We start from the raw sequence: 23530 nt of genomic DNA, 5'->3' as shown, positions 1-23530 counted from the left end.
TGCCCCTTGAATCGACGAGGAGAACCATGGCGACGACGGCTGTGGACGCCTCCGCTGCACCGACGCCACCACGGCGCCGGGCCCGCAGCAGCAGGCTCACGCTTCGCAACACCTTCATCGGGTGGACCTTCATCCTGCCCAACTTCATCGGCTTCGCGGTGCTCACGCTCGTGCCGGTGCTCATCCTGTTCTACCTCGCCTTCACGTCCTGGAACGCGTTCGGGCAGGCGGACTGGATCGGCTTGGAGAACTTCGAGCGGCTGCTCACCGACGGCACGTTCCACACCGCGCTGGCCAACACCGCCTACTACGCGCTGATGCACATCCCCCTCACGCTGGCGGCCTCGCTCGGTCTGGCACTGCTGCTGAACCACAAGATGCGTGGGATCGCGTTCTTCCGCACCGTGGCGTTCTTCCCCTACATCACCTCGATCGTGGCGATCGCGGTGGTCTGGAACATGCTGTTCTCCCCCGACTCGGGTCCGATCAACCAGTTCCTGATGGCGCTGGGGATCGACAACCCGCCCGGATGGACCACCTCGGCCAGCTGGTCGATGCCCTCGATCGTGCTGGTGAGCGTGTGGCGCGAGATGGGCTACTACATGCTGCTGTTCCTGGCTGGGCTGCAGGCCATCCCGCGCGAGCTGTACGAGGCCGCCCGGGTGGACGGTGCGCACGCGGTCCAGCGGTTCTGGAACGTGACCGTGCCGAGCCTACGACCCACCACGTTCTTCGTGACTGTGATCCTGACGATCCAGAGTTTCAAGATCCTCGACCTGATCCTGGTGATGACCGACGGCGGCCCCGGCACCTCAACCCTGGTCCTCGCCCAGTACATCTACCGCAAGGGCTTCGAGGAGAACGACTTCGGCTACGCCTCCGCCGTGGCGGTGGTGCTGTTCTTCATCTGCCTCGCCCTCACGGTGGTGCAGTTCCTGCTGAACAAGAGGAGGGAGGTCTGATGGCCACCGTCACCCTCGATCGCCCCAGCACGGCCACTCCCCAGCTGCGCAAGGACCCCAAGGCGGGCCGCAGGCTCGTCGCCCGGGTGCTGCTGTACGTGGCGCTGATCGTCGCAGCGGCTGCGATCATGCTGCCGTTCTTCTGGATGGTGACCTCCTCGCTGAAGATGAACAACCAGGTCTTCTCCGTCCCGATCCAGTGGCTGCCCGACCCGGTGGTCTGGCGCAACTACCTGGACATCTGGGCCAAGGCCGACATGCTGAACTGGGTCAAGAACACCCTGATCCTGTCGGTCTCGGTGACCTTCCTGCAGGTCCTCACCGGCAGCTTCGCCGCCTACGGCTTCTCCAAGATGCGCTTCCCGGGCCGGGACGTGCTGTTCCTGACCTACGTGGCCACCATCGCGGTGCCGTGGCAGGCGTACATGATCCCGCAGTTCATCATGCTCTCCAAGGCCGGACTGTCGAACACGTTGTGGTCGATCCTCGCGCTGCAGACGTTCAGTGCGTTCGGGGTCTTCCTGATGAAGCAGTACTACGAGTCCATCCCGGAGGAGCTCTCCGAGGCGGCCCGGATCGACGGGCTCTCGGAGTACTCGATCTGGCGCAAGATCGTGCTGCCGCTCTCCGGCCCGGCCGTGGCCACGCTGACGCTGCTCACGTTCGTCAACACCTGGAACGATTACCTCGGCCCGCTGATCTACCTGCGCGACCGGGACATCTGGACCATCCAGATCGGGCTGAAGTCCTTCGTGTCCCAGTACAACGCCGAATATGCGCTGATCATGACCGGCTCAGTCATCTCGGTGCTGCCGATCGCGCTGATCTTCATGCTCGGGCAGCGCTACTTCGTCCAAGGAATCGCCACCGCGGGGCTCAAGGGCTGACGATGGTGACCATGGTGGGCACGGAACGGGGCCAGCGGCCGGAGCGGCGACGCTTGCGGATGCCCTCGGCCCAAACCTGGGAAACAGTGATCGGCATCGGGTACCTGGTGCTCGGCACCAACGCGATGTTGCTGGTCGGCGCCCTGCCACTGGTGGTGCTGCTGGTCAGCACCGATCCGGTCACGTCCTGGCCGGCGCTGCTGGGTGCGGGTGTGCTCGCCACACCCGCACTCACCGCCGGTTTCGCGGTCTTCACCCACTACTCCCGCACGCATGGCACCGAGGTGATCCGCACCTTCTGGCGCTCCTGGGCGGCGCACCTGCGTCGCTCGCTCGCCGTCGGACTCCTATGGACCACGACGGCGGTGGTACTGGTGGTGGACGTGCTCGCCCTGTGGGGCGCCACCCTGGGCGCCGTCCTCACCCCTGTCTTCGTGGTGCTGTTTCTGCTCGCCACCGCGACGGCGTTGCTCGCCCTGGTGGCGAGCGTCGAGCGCCCGGACGCCCGGCTCCGGGACGTCCTGCGAGCCTCGCTCTACCTGGGCCTACGACGCTGGTACCTGACCGCGGTGTCCTTCCTGGTGCTGGGCCTGCTCGGCGGGACTCTTCGTGATCCACCCGGCCCTCGCCGTCGGGCTGGCCGCGACCCCGCTGCTGTACGCCGTGTGGGGGAACTCCCGCTACACGCTCAAACCGGTGCTGCCCCAGGGATCGTCGCTCCAGATGTAGGCACATCCGCTTCTGCACCGTCCCCCGCTCGCGTTCGAATCCGGTTCCGTCGTTGGAATCCCCGTCTGGCTGCCCGCACAGGGACTCCCATGACGGACGTGGGTTCCCACGAGGTCTGGCAGACCGGGAGAGCCGTAGCAGCCGTGCGGCGAGGTCGCGCGACCTCGGCGCCAACGTTGGGCGGTCAGGAAGCGTCGGCGAGCAGCGGAGTGAGGGTGACGTCAGGATGGGTGCGCCCGATCGACCGGGCGAGGTAGATGTCCCGCAGCAGGGCGAGGGTGACGCCGTCGTGCCGCCTGGCGATCTCCACCCCGGCGAGGTGGGAGATCGAGGTGGCGTCCTCGGCGGCGACCTGCTGGGCCACGGAGTAGGGCAACGTGTCCAGCACGATCCGGGCACCGAACTCATGCTCCATCCGGTGCGAGGCCACCTCGAACTGCAGCGGCCCGACGGCGGCGAGGATCGGGTTACCGTCCCCGCGCAGCTCGGAGATGAGGCGTTGCACCACACCCTCCTGCACGAGCTTGTCCATCCCACGGCGGAACTTCTTCGCATCGCTCGGGTCCGCCACCCGGGCGGCAGCGAAGTGCTCCGGTTCGAACACCGGCATCGGCGGGAACGTCACGGCCGGCCCGTCCGGGTCGTAGAGCGTGTCACCCACGGCGAGGTTCGCCGCGTTCACCAGCCCGACGACGTCCCCCGGGTAGGCCCGTTCGGCCACCTCCCGGTCCCTGCCGAAGATGGACAACGCGTACTTGGTGGCGAAGGCCCGCTTCGTGGGCTCGTGAGTGAGGATCATGCCGCGTTCGAAGGTGCCCGAGCAGACCCGCACGTAGGCGACGTGGTCACGGTGTTTGGGGTCCATCCCGGCCTGCATCTTGAACACGAAACCGGAGAACGCCGAGTCGACCGGGCGCTCGGTCTCGGACTGCGTGGGCCGGTCGCCCGGTGCCGGTGCCCACTGGTCGACGGTGGCGAGGAGCTGACGGACCCCGATGTTGCCGAGAGCGGCGCCGAACAGGATCGGCATCACCGACGCTTTCGGCGCGTCCGAGTCGAGGGCGGGCAGCAGCTCGGCCTCCTCGCGGGCGCGGAGAGCGTCCTCACCGAAATGCTCGTCCGCGGCAGCCGGGCTGAGGGTGTCCTCCTCGGCGAGATGGGCGCCACCAGGGGCCTTCCGGTAGGCGTGCACGTCCCCGGTGGCGGCGTCCAGCAGACCGAACTCGGAGCCGCCGATCCCCACCGGCCAGGTGACCAGTTGCGGTTCCCGGTCGAGCCGGTCAGTGATCTCGTCGATCAGCTCCAGCGCCTCACGGCCCGGCCGATCCCACTTGTTGATGAACGCGATCACCGGCACGTTCCGGCGGCGGCACACCTCGAACAGCTTGTAGGTCTGCGGTTCGAGGCCCTTGGCCGAATCGATCAGCATCACGGCGCAGTCGACGGCGGTGAGCACCCGGTAGGTGTCCTCGGAGAAGTCTGCGTGCCCGGGGGTGTCCAGCAGGTTGATCACCAGATCGCCCCAGGCGAACTGGAGGGCCGCGGAGGTGATCGAGATTCCGCGCTTCTGCTCCATCTCGAGCCAGTCGGAGACGACCCCGCTCCGGTTGCCCTTGCCATGCACCGCCCCGGCCTCACCGATCACCTGGGCGTGCAGCGCCAATGCTTCGGTCAGCGTGGACTTGCCGGCGTCCGGATGGGAGATCACGGCAATGGTGCGGCGGCGGGCCGCCTGCTCATACAACGTCACTTGGGCACCCTCCGGCCTCAACCCTACCGGTGGGTGCAGGGCCGACCGACCGTGACCGATGAGATATTCCGCACCCTGAGTACACTCACGTGGCGTCAGAGTGTTGGGGATGGAACACCAGGGCACGAGCGCTCGGTGCGTTCGTCGCCGATGCGCGGTCAATGGTCGATACTTGCTCTGACGAGGTGGAGCTCGAGTAGCAGTGCGGATCGGAGAGTCGTGTCGCAGGTACGCGTGAGCGGGCAGCTCGTCTGCACCGACGCAGACCAAGCCGCTCTCGTGCTCCGGTACCTGCCGGAACATGTGGCGCTCACCCGCGCCGAGGCCGGCTGCCTGTCCTTCGAGGTACATCGCAGCCAGGATCCGCACGTCTGGCGCGTTGATGAGCTGTTCCGCGACCCTGCCGCATTCCGTGCACATCAGGAGCGGGTGGCTGCCAGCGAGTGGGGTCGCGCCACAGCGGGGATCGAACGCCGTTACACGGTCGAAGACACCACCTGACCGTTCGGTTTCCGAAAGAGCGACACACCGGTGGAGCGCGGCGGTACCGCCGTTCAGCGGCTCTCCCGACCGCCGTCGGCCGGTTCTGTCGGCTCGGCGCAGTAGGCCAGCTCCCCGTCGGCACCCGCGTGGTAGGCATAGGTCTCGCCGCGGTGGTCGAGGAGGAGCCGGTACCCGTCCACCAGGGCCTGAGTGTAGGACTGGTCCGGTTGCGGGCAGCCGAGCGCCCCGTCCGGCCAGGTGACCTCTTCGAGGGGGGCGGGAGAGATCTCGTGGTAGGCCACGTCGAGCCGTTCAGCGAGGTCGTCGACGGCGGCCCGCTCCTGGTCGGAGAGGTCACCGAAGCGTTCGTCCCAGTCGTCCTGGTTCGCGGCGGTGGGGTCTGCCGGATCGTCCGGGGACTCTGCCGGGCTTTCCGTGGGATCGGCCGTCGATGGATCGGTAGGTTCGAGTGTGGTCACCTCTGGTGACGGCTCGTCCCCGGGGGAGCCGCACCCCACCAGCAGCAGGGCTGCGATGGCGCCACCGATCATGCGACGCATGGGCGACACCTCCCTCGCCTCCATCATAAGTGGCGCCCGGCTGGAGGGCGCGGCGCCAGGGCGGCGGAATTACCGACGGCCTGGAGCGATCTCCCGCCTCATTCGGCAGCAGATCGTTGAGCACCGTCGATAGTTGCAGCTCAGTCGTTGCGCACGTTGGCGAACTCCACCGATCGCACACCGGCCACATCAGCAGCCGCGGCCAGGAAGAGGGCGACGTCGGCATTGTTCTGCGAGCGCAGCTCGATCGTGGCCTGCACCCGCACCGGCTTACCGGCCTTGGAGGTGTTGCGACTCTCGGAGACGAGCGCTTCGAACCCGTGCTCGGCGGCGAGCGCCAGGGTCTGCCGCAGGGCGCCGAAGCCCTCGCGGTACCGGATCAGCACGGTGGTGTCGAGCGCGCGCGCACGCAGCCGTCGACCCAGTTTGCCCAGACCCCACACCGCGATCATGTAGAGGGCCGTGGCCACGATCGCCAGTGCCGGCGCGCCGGCTCCGCAGGCCATCCCGATCGAGGCGGTCACCCAGATCGATGCTGCGGTGGTCAGCCCGGAGACGATGTTCTGGCGCACGAAGATCACCCCGGCGCCGAGGAAGCCGATCCCCGAAACGATCTGGGCCGCGATACGCGACGGGTCGACGATCGTGTCGGGACCGGTCAGTCCCTGGAAGCCGTAGGCCGAGACCAGGGTGAACACGGCCGTACCGACTCCGACGAGCGTGTGCGTGCGCAGTCCGGCACTCTTCAGCCTGCGCTGACGCTCCAGACCGATCGCTGCCGACAGGACGAACGCCAACCCCAGCAACGTGAGCTCGGTCAGGGTTGTCTCACTGAACCAGACGATGTCCACAGTTCCTCCAGTGCCATCAACTGCGCCGTTTGGTTAAATCTTCTCACTGATCGTGTGTCGAAGCACCCCTCTCGCCTCGACTGGCATTGGGCGGGCAACCGGCCAACGATGCGCGATGCCCACGTGAATCGCTGCCACAGCAGCCATAACTCAGGGAATCAGCGCATCGGAATCGCCCAAGAGGCCACGATCATCGAGTGTGATAATTATCTTGTCTTATCCCACCTAATCGGTATACGCTCACCGTGGGGATGCCAGCGCAGGTGTCTCGATCTGACGAGGAGGAGATGGTCGTTGACTTCTCAGGACGTGATGTCGCAACGATCGGCACCTCAGCCGATGGCGTACCACTCGCGCGAACGCCGCCGCGGACGGCGGCGACGGAACCGACGTGAGTACGCGCTGTTCGCCCTGCTCCTCCTGCCGAACATCTCGCTGGTCGCCACGTTCGAGTACTGGCCCGTGCTGTACAACGCCTACCTGTCGCTGACGGACTGGAACATGATCTCCGGCGCCCCGGAATGGGTGGGGCTGGACAACTACGTCGACCTGTTCACCAGCAGCGCTTTCCACCAGGTGCTGTCCAACACGGCCTACTTCGCGGTCGTGGTGATCGTCGGCAGCGTCGTCCTCGGCCTGCTCCTGGCACTACTGCTGAACCAGAAGCTCCGGTTGCGCGGCGTCGTCCGCACAGCAGCTTTCGCCCCGTACGTCATCAGCGGGGCCGCCGTCGCCACCCTGTGGCTGTTCATCTTCGATCCGAACTACGGGCTCTCCCGGTTCATCTTCTCCGGTCTCGGAACGACCTCTCCACGGTGGGTCACCGACGGCGAGTGGGCAATGCCTGCCTTGATCATCGCCTACCTGTGGAAGGGAGTGGGCTTCGTGGCGATCGTCTACCTCGCCGGCCTGCAAGGCCTGCCGGAGGAGTATGACGAGGCCGCCAGGATCGACGGCGCGGGGCGCTGGACGATCTTCCGCAAGATCACCCTCCCACTGCTGTCCCCGGTGACGTTCTTCGTCTCCGTGATCACCACGATCGGCACCTTCCAGGCATACGACCTCATCGCTGTGCTGACCGGCGGCGGCCCCGGGATCTCGACCACCACCCTCTCCTGGTACGTGTACGAGCGCGCCTTCAAGGCATCCGACGCGGGTGGGGCTGCGGCATCGGCGATGATCCTGTTCGCCATTCTCCTGGTGATCACTGTCGTCCAGAACATGTACTCCCAGCGCAAGGTGCACTACCAGTGACCACCACCGAGACGCGCGCGTCCACGAAAGGCCGCAACGACGTGACACGTGCCCCAGACCGGCAGACCAGCCCACGCCGACCGATGTCGGACAGCAGAGTGCGCCGCACCCTCCTGTACGTCGCATTGATCGTTGCCGCACTGACGTTCCTGGTACCGGTGTACTGGCTGTTCTCCTCAGCGCTCAAGGAGAACTCCGAGATCTACCAGTTCCCACCGCAGTGGTTCCCGAATCCGCCCGTCTTTCAGAACTTCGGGGACGCGTGGGAGGCGGCACCTTTCGGGAACTTCCTCGTCAACTCCCTGATCGTGACAACCGCCGGGGCCGTCATCAAGCTCATGAACGCGACATTCACCGCGTACGCGTTCACATTTCTCCGCTTTCCGTTCAAGAATGTTCTCTTCCTTGTGATGCTCGGTTCTCTGATGGTTCCGAACAACGTGACCTTGATCGTCAACTACATCACGGTGGCCAACCTGGGATGGATCAACACCTACATGGGACTCATCCTTCCCAGCGCCGGATCGATCTTCGGGATGTTCCTGCTCCGCCAATACATGATGACGTTGCCGGTGGAGATCACCGAAGCCGCCAAGGCCGATGGCGCAGGGCACATGCGCACGCTTTTCCAGATCATTCTTCCGATGTGCAAACCGATGCTCGTCACAGTCGGCGTGATCGCCGTCGTCGACATGTGGAATGACTTCATCTGGCCCCTCATCGTGACCAACACGGTCGAGATGCGCACCCTTCCGATCGGGTTGTTGTACCTCCGTTCCCAGGAGGGCTACAACGACTGGGGAGCGATCATGGCCGGCACCGTCATCGTCGCACTGCCGATGCTCATTCTCTTCCTCTTCACGCAGCGACACATCGCTCGTGGCCTGACGTCGGGTGCAGTCAAAGGCTGACCGCACCTCCCGTCGTCTCACCGTTAGAAAGGAACTGGTCCATGACCATCGAACGATTCACACCGAACCGCCGCACGTTCCTCGGGCTCGGCGCTGCGGGGCTGGGCGCACCCCTGCTGGCTTCCTGCGCCGGAAATGTCAGCTCAGGCAACGGCAACGATCTCGGCCAGGTCGACTTCAGCGCGCCCTCGGAGTACAGCGACCGCGACATGAACGTGGTGCTCTGGAGCGCCACAGGCGGAACGAACGGCGAGACGCTGCAAGCACTGATCGACGGCTTCAACGAATCGCAGTCCGATATCTATGCCGAGGTGCAGTATCAGGGCGGCTACGAGGAGTCCGGCCCCAAGGTCACGGCCGCCCTGCAGGCCGGCAGCGTCCCCGACATCGCCATGTTCGCCGACACCTGGTGGCCGCGGTTCCTGCTGAACGATGTGCTCGAGCCCATGGACGACTACTTCACCGACGACTACAACAGCGATTCCTATGTCGGGCAGGTGTTCGACGAGGGAGTGGCGTCGGGCTCGACGTACTGGATCTCCTTCGGTCGAAGCACCCCGTTGTTCTACTACAACAAGGACCTCTTCAACGAGGTGGGACTGCCCGATCGGGGACCGGAGACGTGGTCCGAGCTGCGAGAGTGGGCCGCCGAGCTGAACCAGCTCCAGGTCTCGGGCCAGGCGTTGCCGGCCCATGCCTTCTCCTCGGGCGACGACTGGCCCTTCATGGCGATGATCTGGCAGTTCGGGGGCCGGATCTCGGACGGTCTGGAGATCCACATCGACGGCGCCGAGGCGATCGAGGCCGGCGAGTGGGCACAACGTTTCATCCACGAGGACAACTTCGGATATCTGGCACAAAGCCCGAACACGGACTTCGGTGCCGGCGTCGTGGCGACGACCGTGGGGTCGACCGGGTCGTTGCGCGGAATCTACGAGGAAGCGGACTTCGAGGTCGGCTCCGCGTTCCTGCCGCAAGAGGCCACCCATGGAGTACCCACCGGAGGGAACGGCTTCTCCATGTTCAAGAACGTACCCGCCGAGCGAAAAGAGGCGGCCTTCGAGGTACTCAAGTACCTCGGCTCCCCGGCCAGCTCCGCAACCTGGACACTCGGCACGGGCTACCTGCCCGTGGTCACCGCGGCCCGCGACGAACCGGAGCTCGCCGAGGTCCTCGCTGAGGACCCGAACTTCAACGCGGCAGCCGAGCAACTCGAGATCGCCCAACCCACAGACGCCGTGCGCCAGATGGTCACCGACTCGACGGCAACGATCATCAGCGGGGTCCAGGAGATCTTCTCCAACGGGAGCACAGACGTTCGTGCCACCTTCGACAACGTCGCGGCCCAGTTGCGCGATGGCGCGGAGTCCGTCCGGGACGACTACGAGCAGTGGTTCGGGTGAACCAGGATCCGACCATTCGAGCACTCTGAGGAGAACCCCTGTGCCCTGTTTCATCGTCGGCCACCGTGGCGCTGCCGACCTTGCCCCCGAGAACACGCTCGCCGCCATGGCTGCCGCCGTGCAGGTGGGTACCCACGAACTGGAGACCGATCTGCGGCTGAGCCGAGACGGCGAGATCGTGATCATGCACGACGAGACCGTGGATCGAACGACCGACGGCCACGGAACGGTGAACGACCTCACGCTGGCCGAACTGCGTGAGCTCGACGCAGGCAACGGCGAACAGGTCCCGACCTTCGCCGAGGTCCTGGACGCCACCTCGATCCCGCTGCAGATCGAGATCAAGGACCCGACGGTCATCGAACCTCTGCTGGAATTGCTTCGCACGCGTCCCGGTGATGTCGATCGTCTCCGTCCCACCTCTTTCGAGCGCGACTCGGTGCAGCGGATGGCGGCAGGACTCCCGCAAGCCACCGTCGGCCTGATCAGCAAAGCGTCGCCGACCAGCCTGCTGGATGAGGCAGCCGATCTCGGCGCTCGACGCGTCCTCGTGGGATACGAGGCAGTGACGGAAGCTTTCATCGAGACGGCGCACGCACGCGGGTTCCGCGTGGACCTATGGCCCATCACGACGCCCGAGCAGGTTCGCCGCACCGTCGACCTCGGGGCGGACGGCTTCACCACAGATGACCCGCGGATCGTCGGTGCGGCGGGGTATGCGGTAACACCGCACGGATTGGTCGACATCGGCGCCAGTGAACGAGGCGCCTGAACCCAGGCAAATCGACATCAGGAGGATCGAGATGACGCACCGTTCGACAGGGATGAACCGGAGGCAGTTCCTCCGGGCCGGAAGCGTGACTCCACTGGCTGTGGCTGGACTCGGCGGGACGCCGGCGATGGCTGCCGCCGGGCCACCACACCCCGTTCTTGCAGACGGTGCGATCGATCTCGCCGCACCGGCGACTGCGCTGTTCACCCACAGATATCTCACCTGCGTGCGCACGGTGATGCAGTCCTTCGCTGTCGACCCCGGCGCTGGTCACGTCTACGTGCTTCAGATCGTCCAGGCGAACACGCCGCTGCCGGGCGACGAACCAGGTGATGAGGCCTACGCACGCCGCACCGAACGGGGCGATCTGGCGCTGACGAAGCTCGACATGTCCGGCCACCGCCTCGGGCACATGTACCTCAAACATTTCGGCCACGGCGTGTCCATGGGTCTGGAGCACGACGGCGATCAGGTCTTCCTGTGGACGGAGATCGACACCCTCCCGAACGCCGCCGGGGACGGACGCGGTTCGCGGCTGACCCGTTTCCCCTTCACCGACGGTGCGGTCCTCGACGCCGAGCGGGATGCCGACCTGTACCGCCGCGAGCTGATCGCCGGCGCCACCCAGACCACCTGCACCATCGACCCCGTGAACCAGCGTCTGGCGATGCGGTACTACCGTGACGGGGAGTTTCGGTACGCCCTGTTCGACCTGGCCCATGTCAAGCAGGAGCGGCCGGCCTACGAGCCGGTGTTCGACGTCGGCACGCCTGCAGAGGTCGACGGCGTCTTCCAGGGGTATGCGAGCCTCGGCGACCACCTCTACATGATGGTGGGCACCAAGTACGGTGCCGGGAACCCGCCACCGCCGGAGGGCGTGGGCGATGCGGCGTTGACCCGGCTCCGGTGGAGCACCGGTGAGGTCGACGCGCACACCGACGAACAGTCCGGTCTCGACCTTCACCGGCGCGAGCCGGAAGGACTGGCCGTGGCGCTCACCACTCCAGGGCGCTCGGGCAGCACGGCTCGGGCCACAGCGAGGCTGTATTCAGGGTTCGCCACCAGCGCGCACGAGAGCCCCGACGCGGACCGGCTGTGCACGCTCTTCTACCGGAGCAGCACCGGTCGCTGAATCCGGTGCCCGCTCGGGATGTCAGGAGGCCCCGCGGACATCGATCACCGTGGTGCGCACGTGTTCACCCACGGACCGGATGAACTCCGCGTCCTCGGGGTCGGTGATCACGAGTTCGTCGAACGCGCTCGTCGGCGCCAGCTGGTGCAGCGCCGTGTGCTTGATCTTCGTGGGGTCCATCAGCAAGAGCCGCCGATCCGCGGCTTCCATCATGGCGCGCTTCATGGTCACGATGTCCTGGTCCTGGTGAAACGTCAGGCGGGGCGTCATGGACGACGTACTGAGAATGGCGAGATTCACGTGGAGCGACTCGGCCATCTCCACGGCGTTCATTCCGAAGAACGACTCGTGATTCGCGTTATAGGCACCACCGATGATGATCAGATCGATGTCCTCGCAGCCGCGAAGCGTCTGCAGGATCGGCACATAATTCGTGATCACTGTCAACTGCATAGGTCCCGCGCGCGCGATATGTCGGGCGAGAAACAGGTTTGTCGTCGACGTGTCGAGCATCAAGGACATTCCCGGCTCGATGCGCTGCATCGCCTCCCCGGCCAGTGCTTCTTTGTGCTCGGGTTGCACTTTCATCCGGAAGGCGGAACTGCTCTCGAAGACCGACGACGGTGTTGCTGACACTCCGCCGTGAAACTTGCGGATCAAACCACGTCGCGCGAGCTCATCGAGATCGCGATGAATGGTCATCAAGCTGGCACCGACAACTTCGGTCAGCTCGTTCGGTGTCGCAACACCATGGGTGAGGACGTAGGAGGCTATTTCCTCTTGTCGCACCATTCGAGTTCGACTACGAACCGAGAGTGGACGATCAGCGCGGGATACAGCCATCCGATCGCCTCCATCGTCGGGGAAATATTACCCGTTCAGAGTACCGGTTCGGCCGGAACGTGGGTATCCCGACAGGCCTCCGCTACATCTCGGTGACGGTGTCACTGACCACACCCTCAGCCTCGATCGACGCGAGCAACACCTGCCAACGACCGTTGTCGAGACCCACCATCTCCAGGTCCCCGGAAGACATCGAGAAAGACTCTTCGGACTCACCGAAACCGGCGGCCCGCAGGGCCTGCTGTGCGCGCTCGAACGCACCCTCACCCGTCGCCTGAATCTGAACGGCCCACCCCGACGCCCCGTCGGACTGCATCGCCGAGGCACTGAGGATGTCACCGTCGATCAACGGGATGTCTGCGGGGAAGCTCTCCGGGAGATCATCCCCGACCGAGAAGGAGCCGTCCTCGCTGTCCACCTGGAAACCGCCATCGTCGGTATCGACGTTGACATCGACGTTCTCGCCCTCGCTCTTCGGCGGCTCGCTCGATGCCTGCCTCGATCAGGCTGTCCACACTGCATCCGGACATTGCGCCCAGCGCGATCACTATCGCCACCGCACATCCCGCGCTCTTCCTGCCCCGGTGACGAGTCATCGACCCACTCCTTCGCTTCGGCGGGCCCCACCCGTGCCGGGAGCCACTGACTCCCCTCAGGTGCGTGGCCGGGCCGTCCTGATACGGCAGCCCGCGCGCATCACTCCACCCCAAGCGCACGCAATCCTGCCGTGCTGGCTGCGGCCACCACCAGCACGGCCGGCAACGGCACCCCGCGCCAGGCCAGCACCCCGGCGAGCGCCACCCCGGCCGGACGCGCCCACCCGGCGAATGCTGCGCCGTCGGTGAGGGCAGTGGTGGCCATCACGGAGGCGAGCACGAGCACGGCACCATCTTCCATCAGCTGCTGGACGCGCGGCCGGGACTCGAGCAACCCTCCGGCTGCGCCGCCGGAGGCACGGATGGCAAAGGTGCCCAGGGCCAGGCCGAGACCGGCCAGCAGGATGGTCCACAGCTCAGGCATCACGCCACCTCCGGATCAGTAGCAGCGGCAACGCGACCAACCCCAGCACCGGTGCCAGCCCGGTGGGCGCCCACGCCGAGGCCGCCACCGAGACGACCACGGCCACCAGCACCGGCACTCGCAGCCGGGACTCCCGCAGCGCCGGCAGCAGCAGCGCGAGGATCACCGCCGGGAACACCGCATCCAACCCCCAGGCGTTCTGGTCGATCACCCGGCCGAGCAACCCACCAGCGAGCGCCCCCACAGGCCATCCGACCAGCACGGAGAGACCGGCGATCGTGTATGCCCGGCGGGCCCGCTCGGGGTCGCGCTGGGCGAGCCCGTAGGCCACGGACTCATCGTTCATCACGTGCGTGCGCACCACCCGCCAGAAGCCGGTACCGAGCAGCCGCCGCACGGCCATCCCGTACGGCAGGTGCCGCGTGTTCACCAGCAGCGCCGCCGCCATCGCCAACCACGGACTCGTCCCTCCCGCGGCGAGCCCGACGAAGAGCATCTCCGACGCCCCTGCCAGCACCAGCACCCCGAGCAGCGGGGCGAGCCAAACCGGTAGGCCACCGTCGACGGTGAGTGCCCCGTAGGCGATCCCGATCAGGGCCACCGCGAGTCCCATCGACACACCGCCGCGGACGAGCGGGTCCCGGAGAGCCGAGTCAGCCATCTCGATCACCCCACCTGTTCGCCGTTCCGAACGCATGATCGTTATGATGAACCATCGGCGTCGTGTTCGGCAAGCCGAACAGATCGGAGGATACAACGAACGTGAGCGAAGGACTCCCCCGTGCGGTGATCGCCGCCAGCATCCACCGCGAGCGCGTGCGCTGCGGGTACAGCCTCACCGAGCTCGCCCGGCTCGCGAACGTCGCGAAGTCCACGCTCTCCCAGCTCGAAGCCGGAGCCGGAAACCCGAGTCTGGAGACCATGTGGGCCCTGGCCACGGCGCTGGGCGTGCCCCTCTCTCAACTCATCGCGCCGCCTCGCGCATCCGTGGACGTGATTCGCGCGGGCTCAGGCCCCTCGGTCCAGGCCACCGACGCCGACTACCTGGCCACTCTGCTGGCGGCATGCCCGCCCGGGGCGCGCCGCGACCTGTTCCGCATCACTGCCGAGCCGGGGCAGCCGCACCTGGCCGCCGCACACGCCGCCGGCACGGTCGAGCACGTCTATATCGCGGCAGGGCAGGTCCGACTGGGGCCGGTCGGCGCCGAGGAGACCTTGGCGGCCGGGGACTTCATCAGCTACCACGGCACCGAACCGCACACCTTCGAGGCTCTCGACGGGCCGGCACACGCGCTCCTGGTGAGCGAGCAGCGCTAGCGGTCTGGTGTGGGGTGCGTTTCGGTCGGGATACCGCGCAAACACGACATCAACGCACCCCACAGGGTCAGCTGTCCCGCTTCTTCCGTGGTGCCGCGCGCAGGTGCGCCCGCTCCCCCTGAGTGCCGAACAGGCTGAGGAACTCCACCGCCGCACCATCGGCGGAGCCGAACCAGTGCGGCACCCGGGTGTCGAACTCGGCTGCCTCCCCGGGCTCCATCACCAGGTCGTGCTCGCCGAGCACCACGCGCAGCCGTCCGTTCAGCACGTACATCCACTCATAGCCCTCGTGCGTCTTCGGCTCCGGCTGCTTGACCGGCCCGGCAGCGATCACCAGCTTGTACGCCTGGATCCCACCGGGGCGCCGGGTCAGCGGCAGCATCGTCATGCCGTGCTGGGTGATCGGCTTCAGATGGATCCGCGGATCGCCGGTGGGCGGCGCGTCCACCAGCTCGTCCAGCGAGACCCCGTACGCCCGCGCCAGCGGCAGCAGCAACTCCAGGGTCGGTCGGCGCGAGCCGGACTCCAGCCGGGAGAGGGTACTCACCGAGATCCCGGTACTCCTGCCCAGGTCCGTCAGCGTGATGTCGCGCTCGGTGCGCAGGCTCCGCAACCGGGTCCCGACGCCGTCCAGTGCGTGCTCGAGCTCATCGTCCATCCACTCAGTTTGCCATAGCAGCAATGATGTTTGCTACTCGCCTGTACTGAGGGCATGCTCCGAGGCGGAGGTGGTCCCCATGACCCAACTGAAGGATTCGTACGAGGTCGTCGTGATCGGCGGCGGCGCTGCCGGGCTGAACGGTGCGCTGATGCTGGCCCGCTCGCGCCGGAGCGTGGCCGTGATCGACGCCGGCCGGCCCCGCAACGCCCCGGCAGACGCCGTGCACGGACTGTTCGCCCGCGAAGGCACTCCCCGGCCGAGCTGCTCGCCCGTGGCCGGGAGGAGGTGCGCGGCTACGGGGGCGAGGTGATCTCCGGGGAGGTGAGCGACGTCGTCGGGAGTGTGGACGACTTCGAGGTGCGCCTGGCCGACGGACGCACCACCCGGGCCCGGCGCATTCTCGTCACCGCCGGGGTGGTGGACGAGCTGCCACCCGTGCCCGGACTCGCCGAGCAATGGGCACGCGGCGTGGTGCATTGCCCGTACTGTCACGGCTGGGAGGTCCAGGACCGGGCGATCGGCGTGCTGGCCACCGGCCCGATGACCGTGCACCAGGCCCTGTTGTTCCACCAGCTCTCCGACGACGTCACGGTCTTCTCCCACCAGGCCGCCCTGCCCGCCGAGGAGCTGGAGAAGCTGGCCGCCGTCGGCATCCGCGTGGTCGAGGGGAAGGTGACGGCGGTCGAACAGTCCGAGGGCACCATCACTGGGGTGCGCCTTGCTGACGGGACGGTCGTGGCCCGGGAGGTGATCGCCGTCGCCACTCGGATGGTGGCGCGGGCGGGCTTCCTCAGCAGCCTGGGTCTCATCCCGACCGAGCACCCGAGCGGGATGGGCGTGCACATCCCGGTCGAGGCAATGTCCGGCAAGACCGCCGTGCCCGGGGTCTGGGCGGCTGGGAACGTCACCGATATGGCAGCTCAGGTCGGGCCCGCGGCAGCGGCGGGCGGTCAAGCAGGTGCGATGATCAACGCGGACCTGGCGATGAGCGACGCTGCTGCTGCGGTGGCGCAGTACCGGGACGTGTTCTCGCCGGAGTCGGAGGCCGAGGTGGCCCGGATCGTCGCCGGGGACCGCGGGCTCTAGTCGACCGCGGCGATGGCCTCCCCGATCACCACGTTCGGGGGTGCGGTCGCGTCCACGACCTCCCCGGGCTCGTCCTCGCGCAGGTCCTCGAGCGTGTCGAACTGGGAGGTGAGGAGCGCCGGCGGCATGAAGTGCTGCCGGGCCTGCATGCGCGCGTGGATCGTGTCGTAATCGGCCACCGGGTGCACGAAGAACAGGCCGGGCATGCCGGCGCGGAGGCGGTCACGGTAGGTGTGCCGCAGTGCCGAGCAGGCCAGCACGGTCCGTTCCCCTGCCTTGTCCCGGCGCGCGATCTCAGCGGCAAGCGCGTCCAGCCAAGGCCACCGGTCGTCGTCGGTGAGCGGCGTGCCGGCGCTCATCTTCGCCACGTTGGCCTCGGGGTGGAAGTCGTCGCCCTCGAGGAAGACGGCGCCGAGATGGTCCGCGAGCGCCGCGCCGACGGTGCTCTTGCCGTTGCCGGAGACGCCCATCACCACGACGTGCCGAGGAGTGTGTGCCATGTCCGCCATTGTCCCGCCGAACGCAATGCTGTGCGGCACTGTCTCGCGAAATCGCCGCACAACGTTGCGTTCGGCGGGAGAGGGGTGGGCCGTGGGTGCGCGTGGTTAACGCCCGACGGCGTAGCCCTGCATGCCGCGGGGGTTCGCCGCCGCGTGCAGCATCCCGTCCGGGCGGGTGCCGGCCGCGCTGATCCGGCCCAGCGACCAGTCGCCTGCGTCCTCCACCTGATGGCCGCGGGCGCGCAGCTCGGCGAGCACGTCCGCACCGAGCCGGGACTCCGCCCGCATCCCCCGCGGCTGGGCCACCCGCGGCGCGAACGAGCTCGGCCAGTGCATGGAGTGCCAGGACGGCGCATCGATCGCCGCCTGCAGGTCCATCCCGCGCACCAGGTGGTTGATCAGGAACGGGACTGTCCACTGGTCCTGCTGGTCGCCGCCCGGAGTGCCGAACGCCAGCACCCGATCAGTACCCAGCAGCAGGCCGGGGCTGAGCGTGGTGCGTGGCCGGGCCCCCGGCACCAGCGAGGACGCCAGCCCCTGCTCCAGCCAGAACATCTGCGCCCGGGTGCCCAGCGCGAAGCCGAGCCCCGGGATCGTCGGGGAGGACTGCAACCAGCCCCCGGAGGGGGTGGCGGCCACCACGTTCCCCCACCGGTCGGCCACGTCCAGGTGGCAGGTGTCGCCGCGGGCGACGGTGGGTTCCCCCTGACCAGGGGTGGCCAACCCGTCCGGCCAAGCTCCGCCGTCGGCCATCGCGGCGACCACCCGCGCCGGCAGGCGCGGCGCCCGGCCTCCTGGGCTCCCGGGGCGCAGCTCACCGCTGGCGTCGGCACCGACCAGTCCCACCCGCTCGGCGGCATACCCGGCGCGGAGCAGCTCCTCGACGGGCACGTCGCTGTGCTCGGGGTCCCCGTACCAGGCCTCCCGGTCGGCGAAAGCGAGCTTGGCCACCTCGGTGACCGTGTGCACCAGATCCGCGTCCGACATCTCCGCCAGGTCGAGCTGCTCCAGCATCGCGAGCTGTTGCAACAGCACCGGTCCCTGCCCCCACGGCTGGGTCTTGGCCACCTGTACCCCAGCGAAGTCGACCGTGAGCGGCTCCTCCTCGCGCGCCCGCCACACGTCCAGGTCGGCGCCGGTCAGGAAGCCGCGGTGGGCACCGGAGCCGACCCCGTCGAACTGCTCGCTGGCTGCGAAGATGTCGATCTGCTCGGCGACGAAACCCGAGTAGAACGCCTGGCGGGCCCCCTCAATCTGCTGCTCCCGTCCGGGCCCGGCCGCCTCCCCCTCGGCCACCAGGCGCTCCAGGGTGGCCGCGAGCGCGGGATTGCAGAACCGCTCCCCTGCCTCGGGAGCCCGTCCGCCCGGTAGGTAGATCTCGGCCGAGGCGTGCCAGTGGCCGGTGAACACGTCCTCCAGGGCTGCGACCGCTGTGGCGGCCTGAGCCAGGAACGGGTACCCGTCACGGGCGTACCCGATCGCATACTGGGCCACCTCCCTCAGGGTCAGGCTCCCGTACCGCTCCAGCATCAGCATCCAGGCGCCGAACGTGCCGGGAACGGTGGCCGCGAGCAGTCCGGTGCCGGGGATTTCCTCGATGCCGTGCGCCGCGTAGGCCTCCGGGGTGGCCGACGACGGCGCCACGCCCTGGCCGCAGACGGTGAAGGTCCGGCCCGTGGTCGCCTCGTGGCAGAGCACCGGCATGTCCCCGCCGAGTCCGTTCAGGTGCGGTTCGACCACGTGCAACACCAGCCCGGAGGCGACGGCGGCGTCGAAGGCGTTACCACCTGCCTCCAGGACCGCCATCCCGCTCGCCGAGGCGAGCCAGTGGGTGGAGGCGACTGTGCCGAAGGTGCCAACGATCTCGGGGCGGGTGGTGAAGGTCACCTCGCCCACTCTAGAGAGTGATCGATGCCCGGACCGCGTTGGAAGATTCATTCCAGCACCGGATGTCCAAGGGAACGTACCTTCCATTCTGTTTCGCCGTCACCGGTTGCTCACCTTCCGTTCCTAGCGTCGTCGCCATGCCGACCCAGGTCGAACAGAGCACACGGGACGTGCCGATCGCCGAGGTGATCCGCTCCCAGCTGCCCCGCCTCACCCCGACCGTGCGCGCAGTCGGCGAGGCGATTCTCGCCGACCCCGACCGCGTGCTCGCCATGTCGGCAGCCCGGCTCGCCGACACCACCGGAACCTCCGTCGGCTCCGTGGTGCGGCTGTGCCACGCCATCGGCCTACCCGGCTACCTGGACTTCAAGCAACGCCTGGCCGCCGATGCACGGATCGGCGGCTACGACCTCGATGCGGTCATCGACCCGTACCGATCACGCAGCGTGGCCGGCCAGGTGCTCGGCAACGTCCTCTCCGCGATGGCGCAGACCCTGGTCAGTATCGACCTCGTGGCGGTGCAGCGGGCAGCCGACGCCATCCGGGGCGGCCGCCGCATCCTCATCCCGGCGGCCGGCCCCTCCCAGCCGGTCGCCACTGCCTTCGGGATGTGGCTCAGCTGGGCCGGATTCTCCGCGACCCATCCCACCGACCGCCACACTCAGCAGGCCGTCGCCGAGCAGCTGACCACCGAGGACGTGGTCTTCGCGATCAGCCACTCCGGCACCACCAAGGACACCCTGCGTCCCGTCCACATCGCTCGCGAGCGAGGCATCACCACCCTCGCCCTGACCAGTTTCGCCGGGTCCGACCTCGCGCGCCTGTGCGATATCACCATCGTCGCCGGTGCTGCCGCCGACGAGCACCGCACCGCCGATATGGCCAGCCGACCGGTCCACCACGCCGTGCTCGAAGCCGTCTGGGCCCAGGTACGCACCCCCACCCCCACCGAGACCGCCTGACCTCCCTGCCCGACCGATCATCCCGCCTCGAAGGAGCCCTCGATGTCCCGTCATCGCCGCACCACCCTTGCCCTGACCACCCTCGCCGCGTCCTCCCTCACGCTCGCCGCGTGCACCAGCGCCGCCGACGCCGGCACCAGCGAATCCGGCGAGATGCCCGAGACCCTCATCGTTGCCGTGATCCCCTCCGAGGACCGCACCGAGCTCGACCCGAACGACTCCCTGCCGCTGCGCATCCTCGAGCGTGAGCTCGATATCGAGGTCGAGTACCACCTCGCCACCAGCTACGCCGCCACCATCGAAGCGCAGCGCTCCGGGCAGGCGCACATGGCGCAGTACGGCCCGTTCTCCTACGTCCTCGCCCACGACAGCGGCGTCGATCTGGAGCTCATCGGGTTCATGGGCGAAGGCCCCGAGGACGAAGGCGGCTACCACTCGGTGGCCAGCGTGCGCGCCGACTCCGAGATCGAATCCCTCGAGGACGCTGCCGGACAGACCGTCTGCTTCGTGGACCCGGCCTCCACCTCCGGCTACCTCTTCCCGACCGAAGGACTGATCTCTGCCGGCCTCGACCCCGAGACCGACATCAACCCGCTCTTCGCCGGTGGCCACGACGCCTCGGTGCTGGCGCTCGCGGACGGGCAGTGCGACCTGGCGTTCAGCACCGAGGGCATGGCCACCGAGCAACTGCTGGAGACCGGTCAGATCGCCGACGGTGAGATCCGCCAGATCTGGCAGTCCGAACTGATCCCGTCCTCACCGCTGACCGTCAGCGGGTCACTTCCCGAGGGCATGACCCAGCAGATCCGCGAGATCTATCTGGAGCAGATCAACGTCGACGCCCTGCGTGAGTCCGGCGAGTGCGACGAGAGCGCCGAGGACGGCATGTGCGGGCTCGGCAACTGGGGCTACATCGGCGTCGAGGACTCGCTCTACGACGGCGTCCGGCAGGTGTGCGAGGCCACCGAGGCCGAGGCCTGCACCGCCACGGAGGGCTGAGGCGTGGCGACCGTGGCACCCAGCCGCACCGCCCCCACGACCGGGCCGGATCAGCCCCCGGCCATCGCCCTGACCGGCGTCACCAAGCAGTTCACCGAGACCGTCCGCGGGCTCGACGACGTGAGCGTGGAGATTCCCGTCGGGCAACGCACCGTGCTGCTCGGACGCTCCGGCTCCGGGAAGTCGACGATGCTACGCCACATCAACCGGCTGCAGGAGCCCACCGCCGGCACGGTGGCGGTGCACGGCACCGCCCTGTCCTCCCTCTCCCGGCGCGGCATCCGGGCCGTGCGACGCGACATCGGGTTCATCTTTCAGAACTTCCATCTCGTGGGCAGCATGACCGCCCTGGAGAACGTGTGCACCGGCATGCTCGGCTCTCTCTGGGGCCCACGGATGGGGCTGTGGTCCTACCCGCGGGAGGGACGCCGTCGGGCGCTCGACCAGCTCGACCGGGTGGGCCTGGCCGACCGCGCCTTCCAACGGGCCGACACGCTCTCAGGCGGGCAGCAGCAGCGGGTGGCGATCGCCCGCGCGCTGATCCAGGAACCCTCGATCCTGCTCGCGGACGAACCGGTGGCCTCGCTCGATCCGGAGTCGAGTGCCGGCGTGCTCGAGGTGCTCACCCGCATCAGCGCCGAGGACCGGCTGACCGTGGTGTGCAGCCTGCACCAGGTGGACCTCGCGCTCGGCTTCGCCGAACGCGTCATCGGTCTGCGCGAGGGGAAGGTGGTCTTCGACGACAGCGCCGACGACCTCACCCGCGAGCAGGCGATGGCCATCTACCGCGCCGAGGCCACCGCGTGAGCACCGCCACCTCGACGACGTCGCCCGGGTCGGGCCACCGGCCCGGCCCGGGCGGTGATGACCTGCCGCTGCGCCCCCGCACCGACACCAGCACCCGGTTGCTCACCCTCACGCTGCTGGTGGTCCTCGGGGCCGCCTGCTGGTCGGTCCAGGCGCTGCACATCAACATCGCCACCCTCATCGACGGCTGGGACAACACGGTCGACTTCCTCAGCCGCACCTTCCCGTTCACGCTGCCCGGCCCGGGCGAGATCTGGGACATGGTCGCCCAGACACTGGCGATCGTGGCCCTGGCGACCGTCCTCGGACTCATCGTCAGTGTGCCGCTGGCGTTCCTCGCCGCGAAGAACACCTGCGGGAACCGCTCGGTGCGGACTGCCGCCCGGGTCCTGATCGTGCTCGAACGCGCCGTCCCGGACTTCATCGTCGCCACCTTCTTCGTCCGCGCCGTCGGCCTGGGGGCACTGCCCGGGATCATCGCCCTCGGGCTCGGATCTGTCGGGATGATGGGCAAGCTGTTCGCCGATGCGATCGAGGAGATCGACCCCGGACCACGGGAGGCGCTCCGTGCCGCCGGCGCAGGTCAGGTCCAACAGATCGTCGGCGGGATCCTGCCGCAGCTGCGCCCGCAGATCGTGGCCACCACCCTGCACGCGTTCGACATCAACCTGCGCGGCTCGGTGATCCTCGGCTTCGTCGGCGTCAGCGGAATCGGCATGCACATCTCGGCCGCACTGGAAACGATGAACTACCGGCTCGGCATGGGGTTGTCCGCCGTACTACTGGTGCTCTGCCTGCTCGCCGAGCTGGTCTCGGGGCTGATCCGTAAGCAGATGCTCGGCGGTACCGACACCTCCCGCCCCTCCCGGTGGTCGTCGGTCTTCCGGGCCCACCTGCCCAGCCCCTCCTGGATCCGCTCCGAGGGCTCGACCGCCCGGGTGAGCCCGCCGTGGACCGGCCGACGCATCCGCACCACCGGCTGGAACGTGCTGATCGTCGTCGCCGTGATTGTCTCCCTCCTGGCAGCCGACATCTCCGTGCGCCAGCTCAGCAGCGGACTCGCGAACGCCATCGAGACGCTGGCGCTGTACGTACCACCGAGCACCGGCGGCATCGGCGAGAAGCTGCTCGCCACCATGCTTGAGACCATCCAGATGGGCCTGGCCGGCACCCTGGTGGGCCTCGTCCTCGCCATCCCGTTCGGCCTGCTCTCCGCCCGCAACGTCTCTCCGGGGCCACGCGTGGCAGCCACCTTCCGCGCCTGTGTGGTGGCGATCCGCGCCATCCCAGGGATCATCATCGGCATCTGCTTCGTGGTCATCACCGGCCTCGGCGCAACCGCCGGTGCACTCGCACTGTCCATCGGGGCGATCGGGTTCTTCGCGAAGGTGATCGCCGACTCCCTGGAAGAGGTCGACGTCCGCGTCCAGGACGCCGTCCGCGCCTCCGGGGCGGGCGACGTGCAGGTGTTCTTCGCCGCCACCTTGCGTCAGGTCGCCCCCGCCCTGGCCGCACACACGATGCACCAGCTCGACACCAACCTGCGGGCCGCGACCGGCCTGGGCGTGATCGGCGCCGGCGGCATCGGCTTCTACATGACCAACGCCTCCCGCGTTCTCGAGTTCGGGGTGGTCACCACCTGCCTGATCCTCGTGGTCGCCACCGTGCTGCTCTCCGAAGCACTCGCCCTGTGGACCCGCAAGAAGGTCCAGTGAGACCCCGCCCAAGCCCCGTTCACGAGGCTCCGTCCCTAC

General features: G+C 67.9%; 26 protein-coding genes. 16 read left to right on the top strand and 10 right to left on the bottom strand.

Annotated features, from left to right (window positions below):
- The first annotated feature begins 26 nt into the window (after positions 1 to 26).
- The 3 genes from BLU77_RS15340 to BLU77_RS15330 are packed head-to-tail and all read left to right on the top strand — an operon-like array spanning position 27 to position 2835.
- Positions 27 to 962, top strand: a complete 936-nt coding sequence (locus tag BLU77_RS15340; RefSeq protein ID WP_089773940.1) for a carbohydrate ABC transporter permease — start codon at positions 27 to 29, stop codon at positions 960 to 962.
- Entirely contained in the window at positions 962 to 1849 is an 888-nt protein-coding gene (locus BLU77_RS15335) for a carbohydrate ABC transporter permease (protein WP_089771292.1), read from the top strand. Before BLU77_RS15340 ends, BLU77_RS15335 begins: the two co-directional genes overlap by 1 nt.
- Positions 1850 to 1860: 11 nt before the next feature.
- A complete protein-coding gene (locus BLU77_RS15330) occupies positions 1861 to 2835 on the top strand; it encodes a DUF624 domain-containing protein (protein WP_175477136.1) in 975 nt (324 codons plus the stop codon).
- Here the strand turns inward: BLU77_RS15330 and BLU77_RS15325 are convergent.
- Positions 2763 to 4328: a peptide chain release factor 3 gene (locus BLU77_RS15325; RefSeq protein ID WP_245708889.1), complete on the bottom strand. Its 1566-nt coding sequence runs from the start codon at positions 4326 to 4328 to the stop codon at positions 2763 to 2765. The two genes, BLU77_RS15330 and BLU77_RS15325, sit on opposite strands and share 73 nt — an antisense overlap.
- A gap of 234 nt (positions 4329 to 4562) precedes the next feature.
- Between BLU77_RS15325 and BLU77_RS15320 the strand changes: the two genes are divergently transcribed.
- A complete protein-coding gene (locus BLU77_RS15320) occupies positions 4563 to 4829 on the top strand; it encodes a putative quinol monooxygenase (RefSeq protein ID WP_175477046.1) in 267 nt (88 codons plus the stop codon).
- A gap of 53 nt (positions 4830 to 4882) precedes the next feature.
- On the opposite strand, the gene BLU77_RS15315 is transcribed toward BLU77_RS15320, so the two are convergent.
- Both BLU77_RS15315 and BLU77_RS15310 read right to left on the bottom strand, forming a co-directional pair.
- Positions 4883 to 5371, bottom strand: a complete 489-nt coding sequence (locus tag BLU77_RS15315; protein ID WP_139177794.1) for a flagellar basal body L-ring protein FlgH — start codon at positions 5369 to 5371, stop codon at positions 4883 to 4885.
- Positions 5372 to 5511: 140 nt separating this feature from the next.
- Complete coding sequence (locus tag BLU77_RS15310; protein ID WP_089773935.1) at positions 5512 to 6222, bottom strand: MgtC/SapB family protein; 711 nt, start codon at positions 6220 to 6222, stop codon at positions 5512 to 5514.
- 294 nt (positions 6223 to 6516) lie between these two features.
- Here BLU77_RS15310 and BLU77_RS15305 point away from each other — a divergent pair, with 294 nt between their 5' ends.
- Genes BLU77_RS15305 through BLU77_RS15285 form a run of 5 tightly spaced genes read left to right on the top strand, consistent with a single transcriptional unit; the run spans position 6517 to position 11694 of the window.
- Complete coding sequence (locus BLU77_RS15305; RefSeq protein ID WP_089773934.1) at positions 6517 to 7476, top strand: carbohydrate ABC transporter permease; 960 nt, start codon at positions 6517 to 6519, stop codon at positions 7474 to 7476.
- Positions 7473 to 8387 carry a carbohydrate ABC transporter permease gene (locus BLU77_RS15300; RefSeq protein WP_245708888.1) on the top strand — a complete coding sequence of 305 codons (915 nt, stop codon included), beginning with the start codon at positions 7473 to 7475 and terminating at the stop codon, positions 8385 to 8387. The genes BLU77_RS15305 and BLU77_RS15300 overlap by 4 nt, the downstream gene beginning before the upstream one ends.
- A 41-nt stretch (positions 8388 to 8428) precedes the next feature.
- Positions 8429 to 9790 (top strand): ABC transporter substrate-binding protein, encoded by a 1362-nt coding sequence (locus BLU77_RS15295; protein ID WP_089773933.1) that lies wholly within the window; start codon positions 8429 to 8431, stop codon positions 9788 to 9790.
- Between the two features lie 40 nt (positions 9791 to 9830).
- Positions 9831 to 10562 (top strand): glycerophosphodiester phosphodiesterase, encoded by a 732-nt coding sequence (locus tag BLU77_RS15290; protein WP_175477135.1) that lies wholly within the window; start codon positions 9831 to 9833, stop codon positions 10560 to 10562.
- 31 nt (positions 10563 to 10593) lie between these two features.
- On the top strand, positions 10594 to 11694 hold the full coding sequence (locus BLU77_RS15285; protein ID WP_139177793.1) for a phage baseplate protein: 1101 nt from the start codon (positions 10594 to 10596) through the stop codon (positions 11692 to 11694).
- A 21-nt stretch (positions 11695 to 11715) separates the two neighbouring features.
- On the opposite strand, the gene BLU77_RS15280 is transcribed toward BLU77_RS15285, so the two are convergent.
- The 4 genes from BLU77_RS15280 to BLU77_RS15265 form a co-directional block, all read right to left on the bottom strand.
- Positions 11716 to 12537, bottom strand: coding sequence for a DeoR/GlpR family DNA-binding transcription regulator (locus BLU77_RS15280; RefSeq protein ID WP_089773930.1), 822 nt, complete (start codon positions 12535 to 12537; stop codon positions 11716 to 11718).
- Positions 12538 to 12619: 82 nt separating this feature from the next.
- Complete coding sequence (locus BLU77_RS15275; RefSeq protein WP_089773929.1) at positions 12620 to 12955, bottom strand: hypothetical protein; 336 nt, start codon at positions 12953 to 12955, stop codon at positions 12620 to 12622.
- Positions 12956 to 13233: 278 nt separating this feature from the next.
- Entirely contained in the window at positions 13234 to 13557 is a 324-nt protein-coding gene (locus BLU77_RS15270) for an AzlD domain-containing protein (RefSeq protein WP_089773928.1), read from the bottom strand.
- Positions 13550 to 14218 carry an AzlC family ABC transporter permease gene (locus tag BLU77_RS15265; RefSeq protein ID WP_089775873.1) on the bottom strand — a complete coding sequence of 223 codons (669 nt, stop codon included), beginning with the start codon at positions 14216 to 14218 and terminating at the stop codon, positions 13550 to 13552. Before BLU77_RS15265 ends, BLU77_RS15270 begins: the two co-directional genes overlap by 8 nt.
- A gap of 101 nt (positions 14219 to 14319) precedes the next feature.
- On the opposite strand from BLU77_RS15265, the gene BLU77_RS15260 reads away from it, so the two are divergent.
- Positions 14320 to 14874, top strand: coding sequence for a helix-turn-helix domain-containing protein (locus BLU77_RS15260; protein WP_089773927.1), 555 nt, complete (start codon positions 14320 to 14322; stop codon positions 14872 to 14874).
- A gap of 67 nt (positions 14875 to 14941) precedes the next feature.
- On the opposite strand, the gene BLU77_RS15255 is transcribed toward BLU77_RS15260, so the two are convergent.
- Positions 14942 to 15532 carry a helix-turn-helix domain-containing protein gene (locus BLU77_RS15255; RefSeq protein WP_089773926.1) on the bottom strand — a complete coding sequence of 197 codons (591 nt, stop codon included), beginning with the start codon at positions 15530 to 15532 and terminating at the stop codon, positions 14942 to 14944.
- A 79-nt stretch (positions 15533 to 15611) separates the two neighbouring features.
- Between BLU77_RS15255 and BLU77_RS23085 the strand changes: the two genes are divergently transcribed.
- Positions 15612 to 15845, top strand: a complete 234-nt coding sequence (locus BLU77_RS23085; protein ID WP_342741471.1) for an FAD-dependent oxidoreductase — start codon at positions 15612 to 15614, stop codon at positions 15843 to 15845.
- The gene (locus tag BLU77_RS15250; protein ID WP_342741470.1) at positions 15821 to 16621 is read left to right on the top strand and encodes an NAD(P)/FAD-dependent oxidoreductase; all 801 of its coding nucleotides are present in this window, start codon (positions 15821 to 15823) and stop codon (positions 16619 to 16621) included. The genes BLU77_RS23085 and BLU77_RS15250 overlap by 25 nt, the downstream gene beginning before the upstream one ends.
- Here the strand turns inward: BLU77_RS15250 and BLU77_RS15245 are convergent.
- On the bottom strand, positions 16618 to 17121 hold the full coding sequence (locus BLU77_RS15245) for a gluconokinase (protein WP_089775870.1): 504 nt from the start codon (positions 17119 to 17121) through the stop codon (positions 16618 to 16620). The two genes, BLU77_RS15250 and BLU77_RS15245, sit on opposite strands and share 4 nt — an antisense overlap.
- Positions 17122 to 17226: 105 nt before the next feature.
- The gene (locus BLU77_RS15240; protein WP_089773925.1) at positions 17227 to 19059 is read right to left on the bottom strand and encodes a gamma-glutamyltransferase family protein; all 1833 of its coding nucleotides are present in this window, start codon (positions 19057 to 19059) and stop codon (positions 17227 to 17229) included.
- 86 nt (positions 19060 to 19145) lie between these two features.
- On the opposite strand from BLU77_RS15240, the gene BLU77_RS15235 reads away from it, so the two are divergent.
- Genes BLU77_RS15235 through phnE form a run of 4 tightly spaced genes read left to right on the top strand, consistent with a single transcriptional unit; the run spans position 19146 to position 23491 of the window.
- Positions 19146 to 19970: a MurR/RpiR family transcriptional regulator gene (locus BLU77_RS15235; RefSeq protein WP_175477134.1), complete on the top strand. Its 825-nt coding sequence runs from the start codon at positions 19146 to 19148 to the stop codon at positions 19968 to 19970.
- 42 nt (positions 19971 to 20012) lie between these two features.
- Positions 20013 to 20969, top strand: coding sequence for a phosphate/phosphite/phosphonate ABC transporter substrate-binding protein (locus tag BLU77_RS15230; RefSeq protein ID WP_089773923.1), 957 nt, complete (start codon positions 20013 to 20015; stop codon positions 20967 to 20969).
- A gap of 3 nt (positions 20970 to 20972) precedes the next feature.
- Entirely contained in the window at positions 20973 to 21776 is an 804-nt protein-coding gene (phnC, locus tag BLU77_RS15225) for a phosphonate ABC transporter ATP-binding protein (RefSeq protein ID WP_245708887.1), read from the top strand.
- Positions 21773 to 23491, top strand: a complete 1719-nt coding sequence (gene phnE / locus BLU77_RS15220; protein ID WP_217632472.1) for a phosphonate ABC transporter, permease protein PhnE — start codon at positions 21773 to 21775, stop codon at positions 23489 to 23491. Before phnC ends, phnE begins: the two co-directional genes overlap by 4 nt.
- Positions 23492 to 23530: the final 39 nt, after the last annotated feature.

It is taken from the genome of Ruania alba (assembly GCF_900105765.1).
GTDB lineage: Bacteria > Actinomycetota > Actinomycetes > Actinomycetales > Beutenbergiaceae > Ruania > Ruania alba.
The sequence above is the reverse complement of the archived record's forward strand: the minus strand, read 5'-3'. Positions and strand labels throughout refer to the sequence as shown.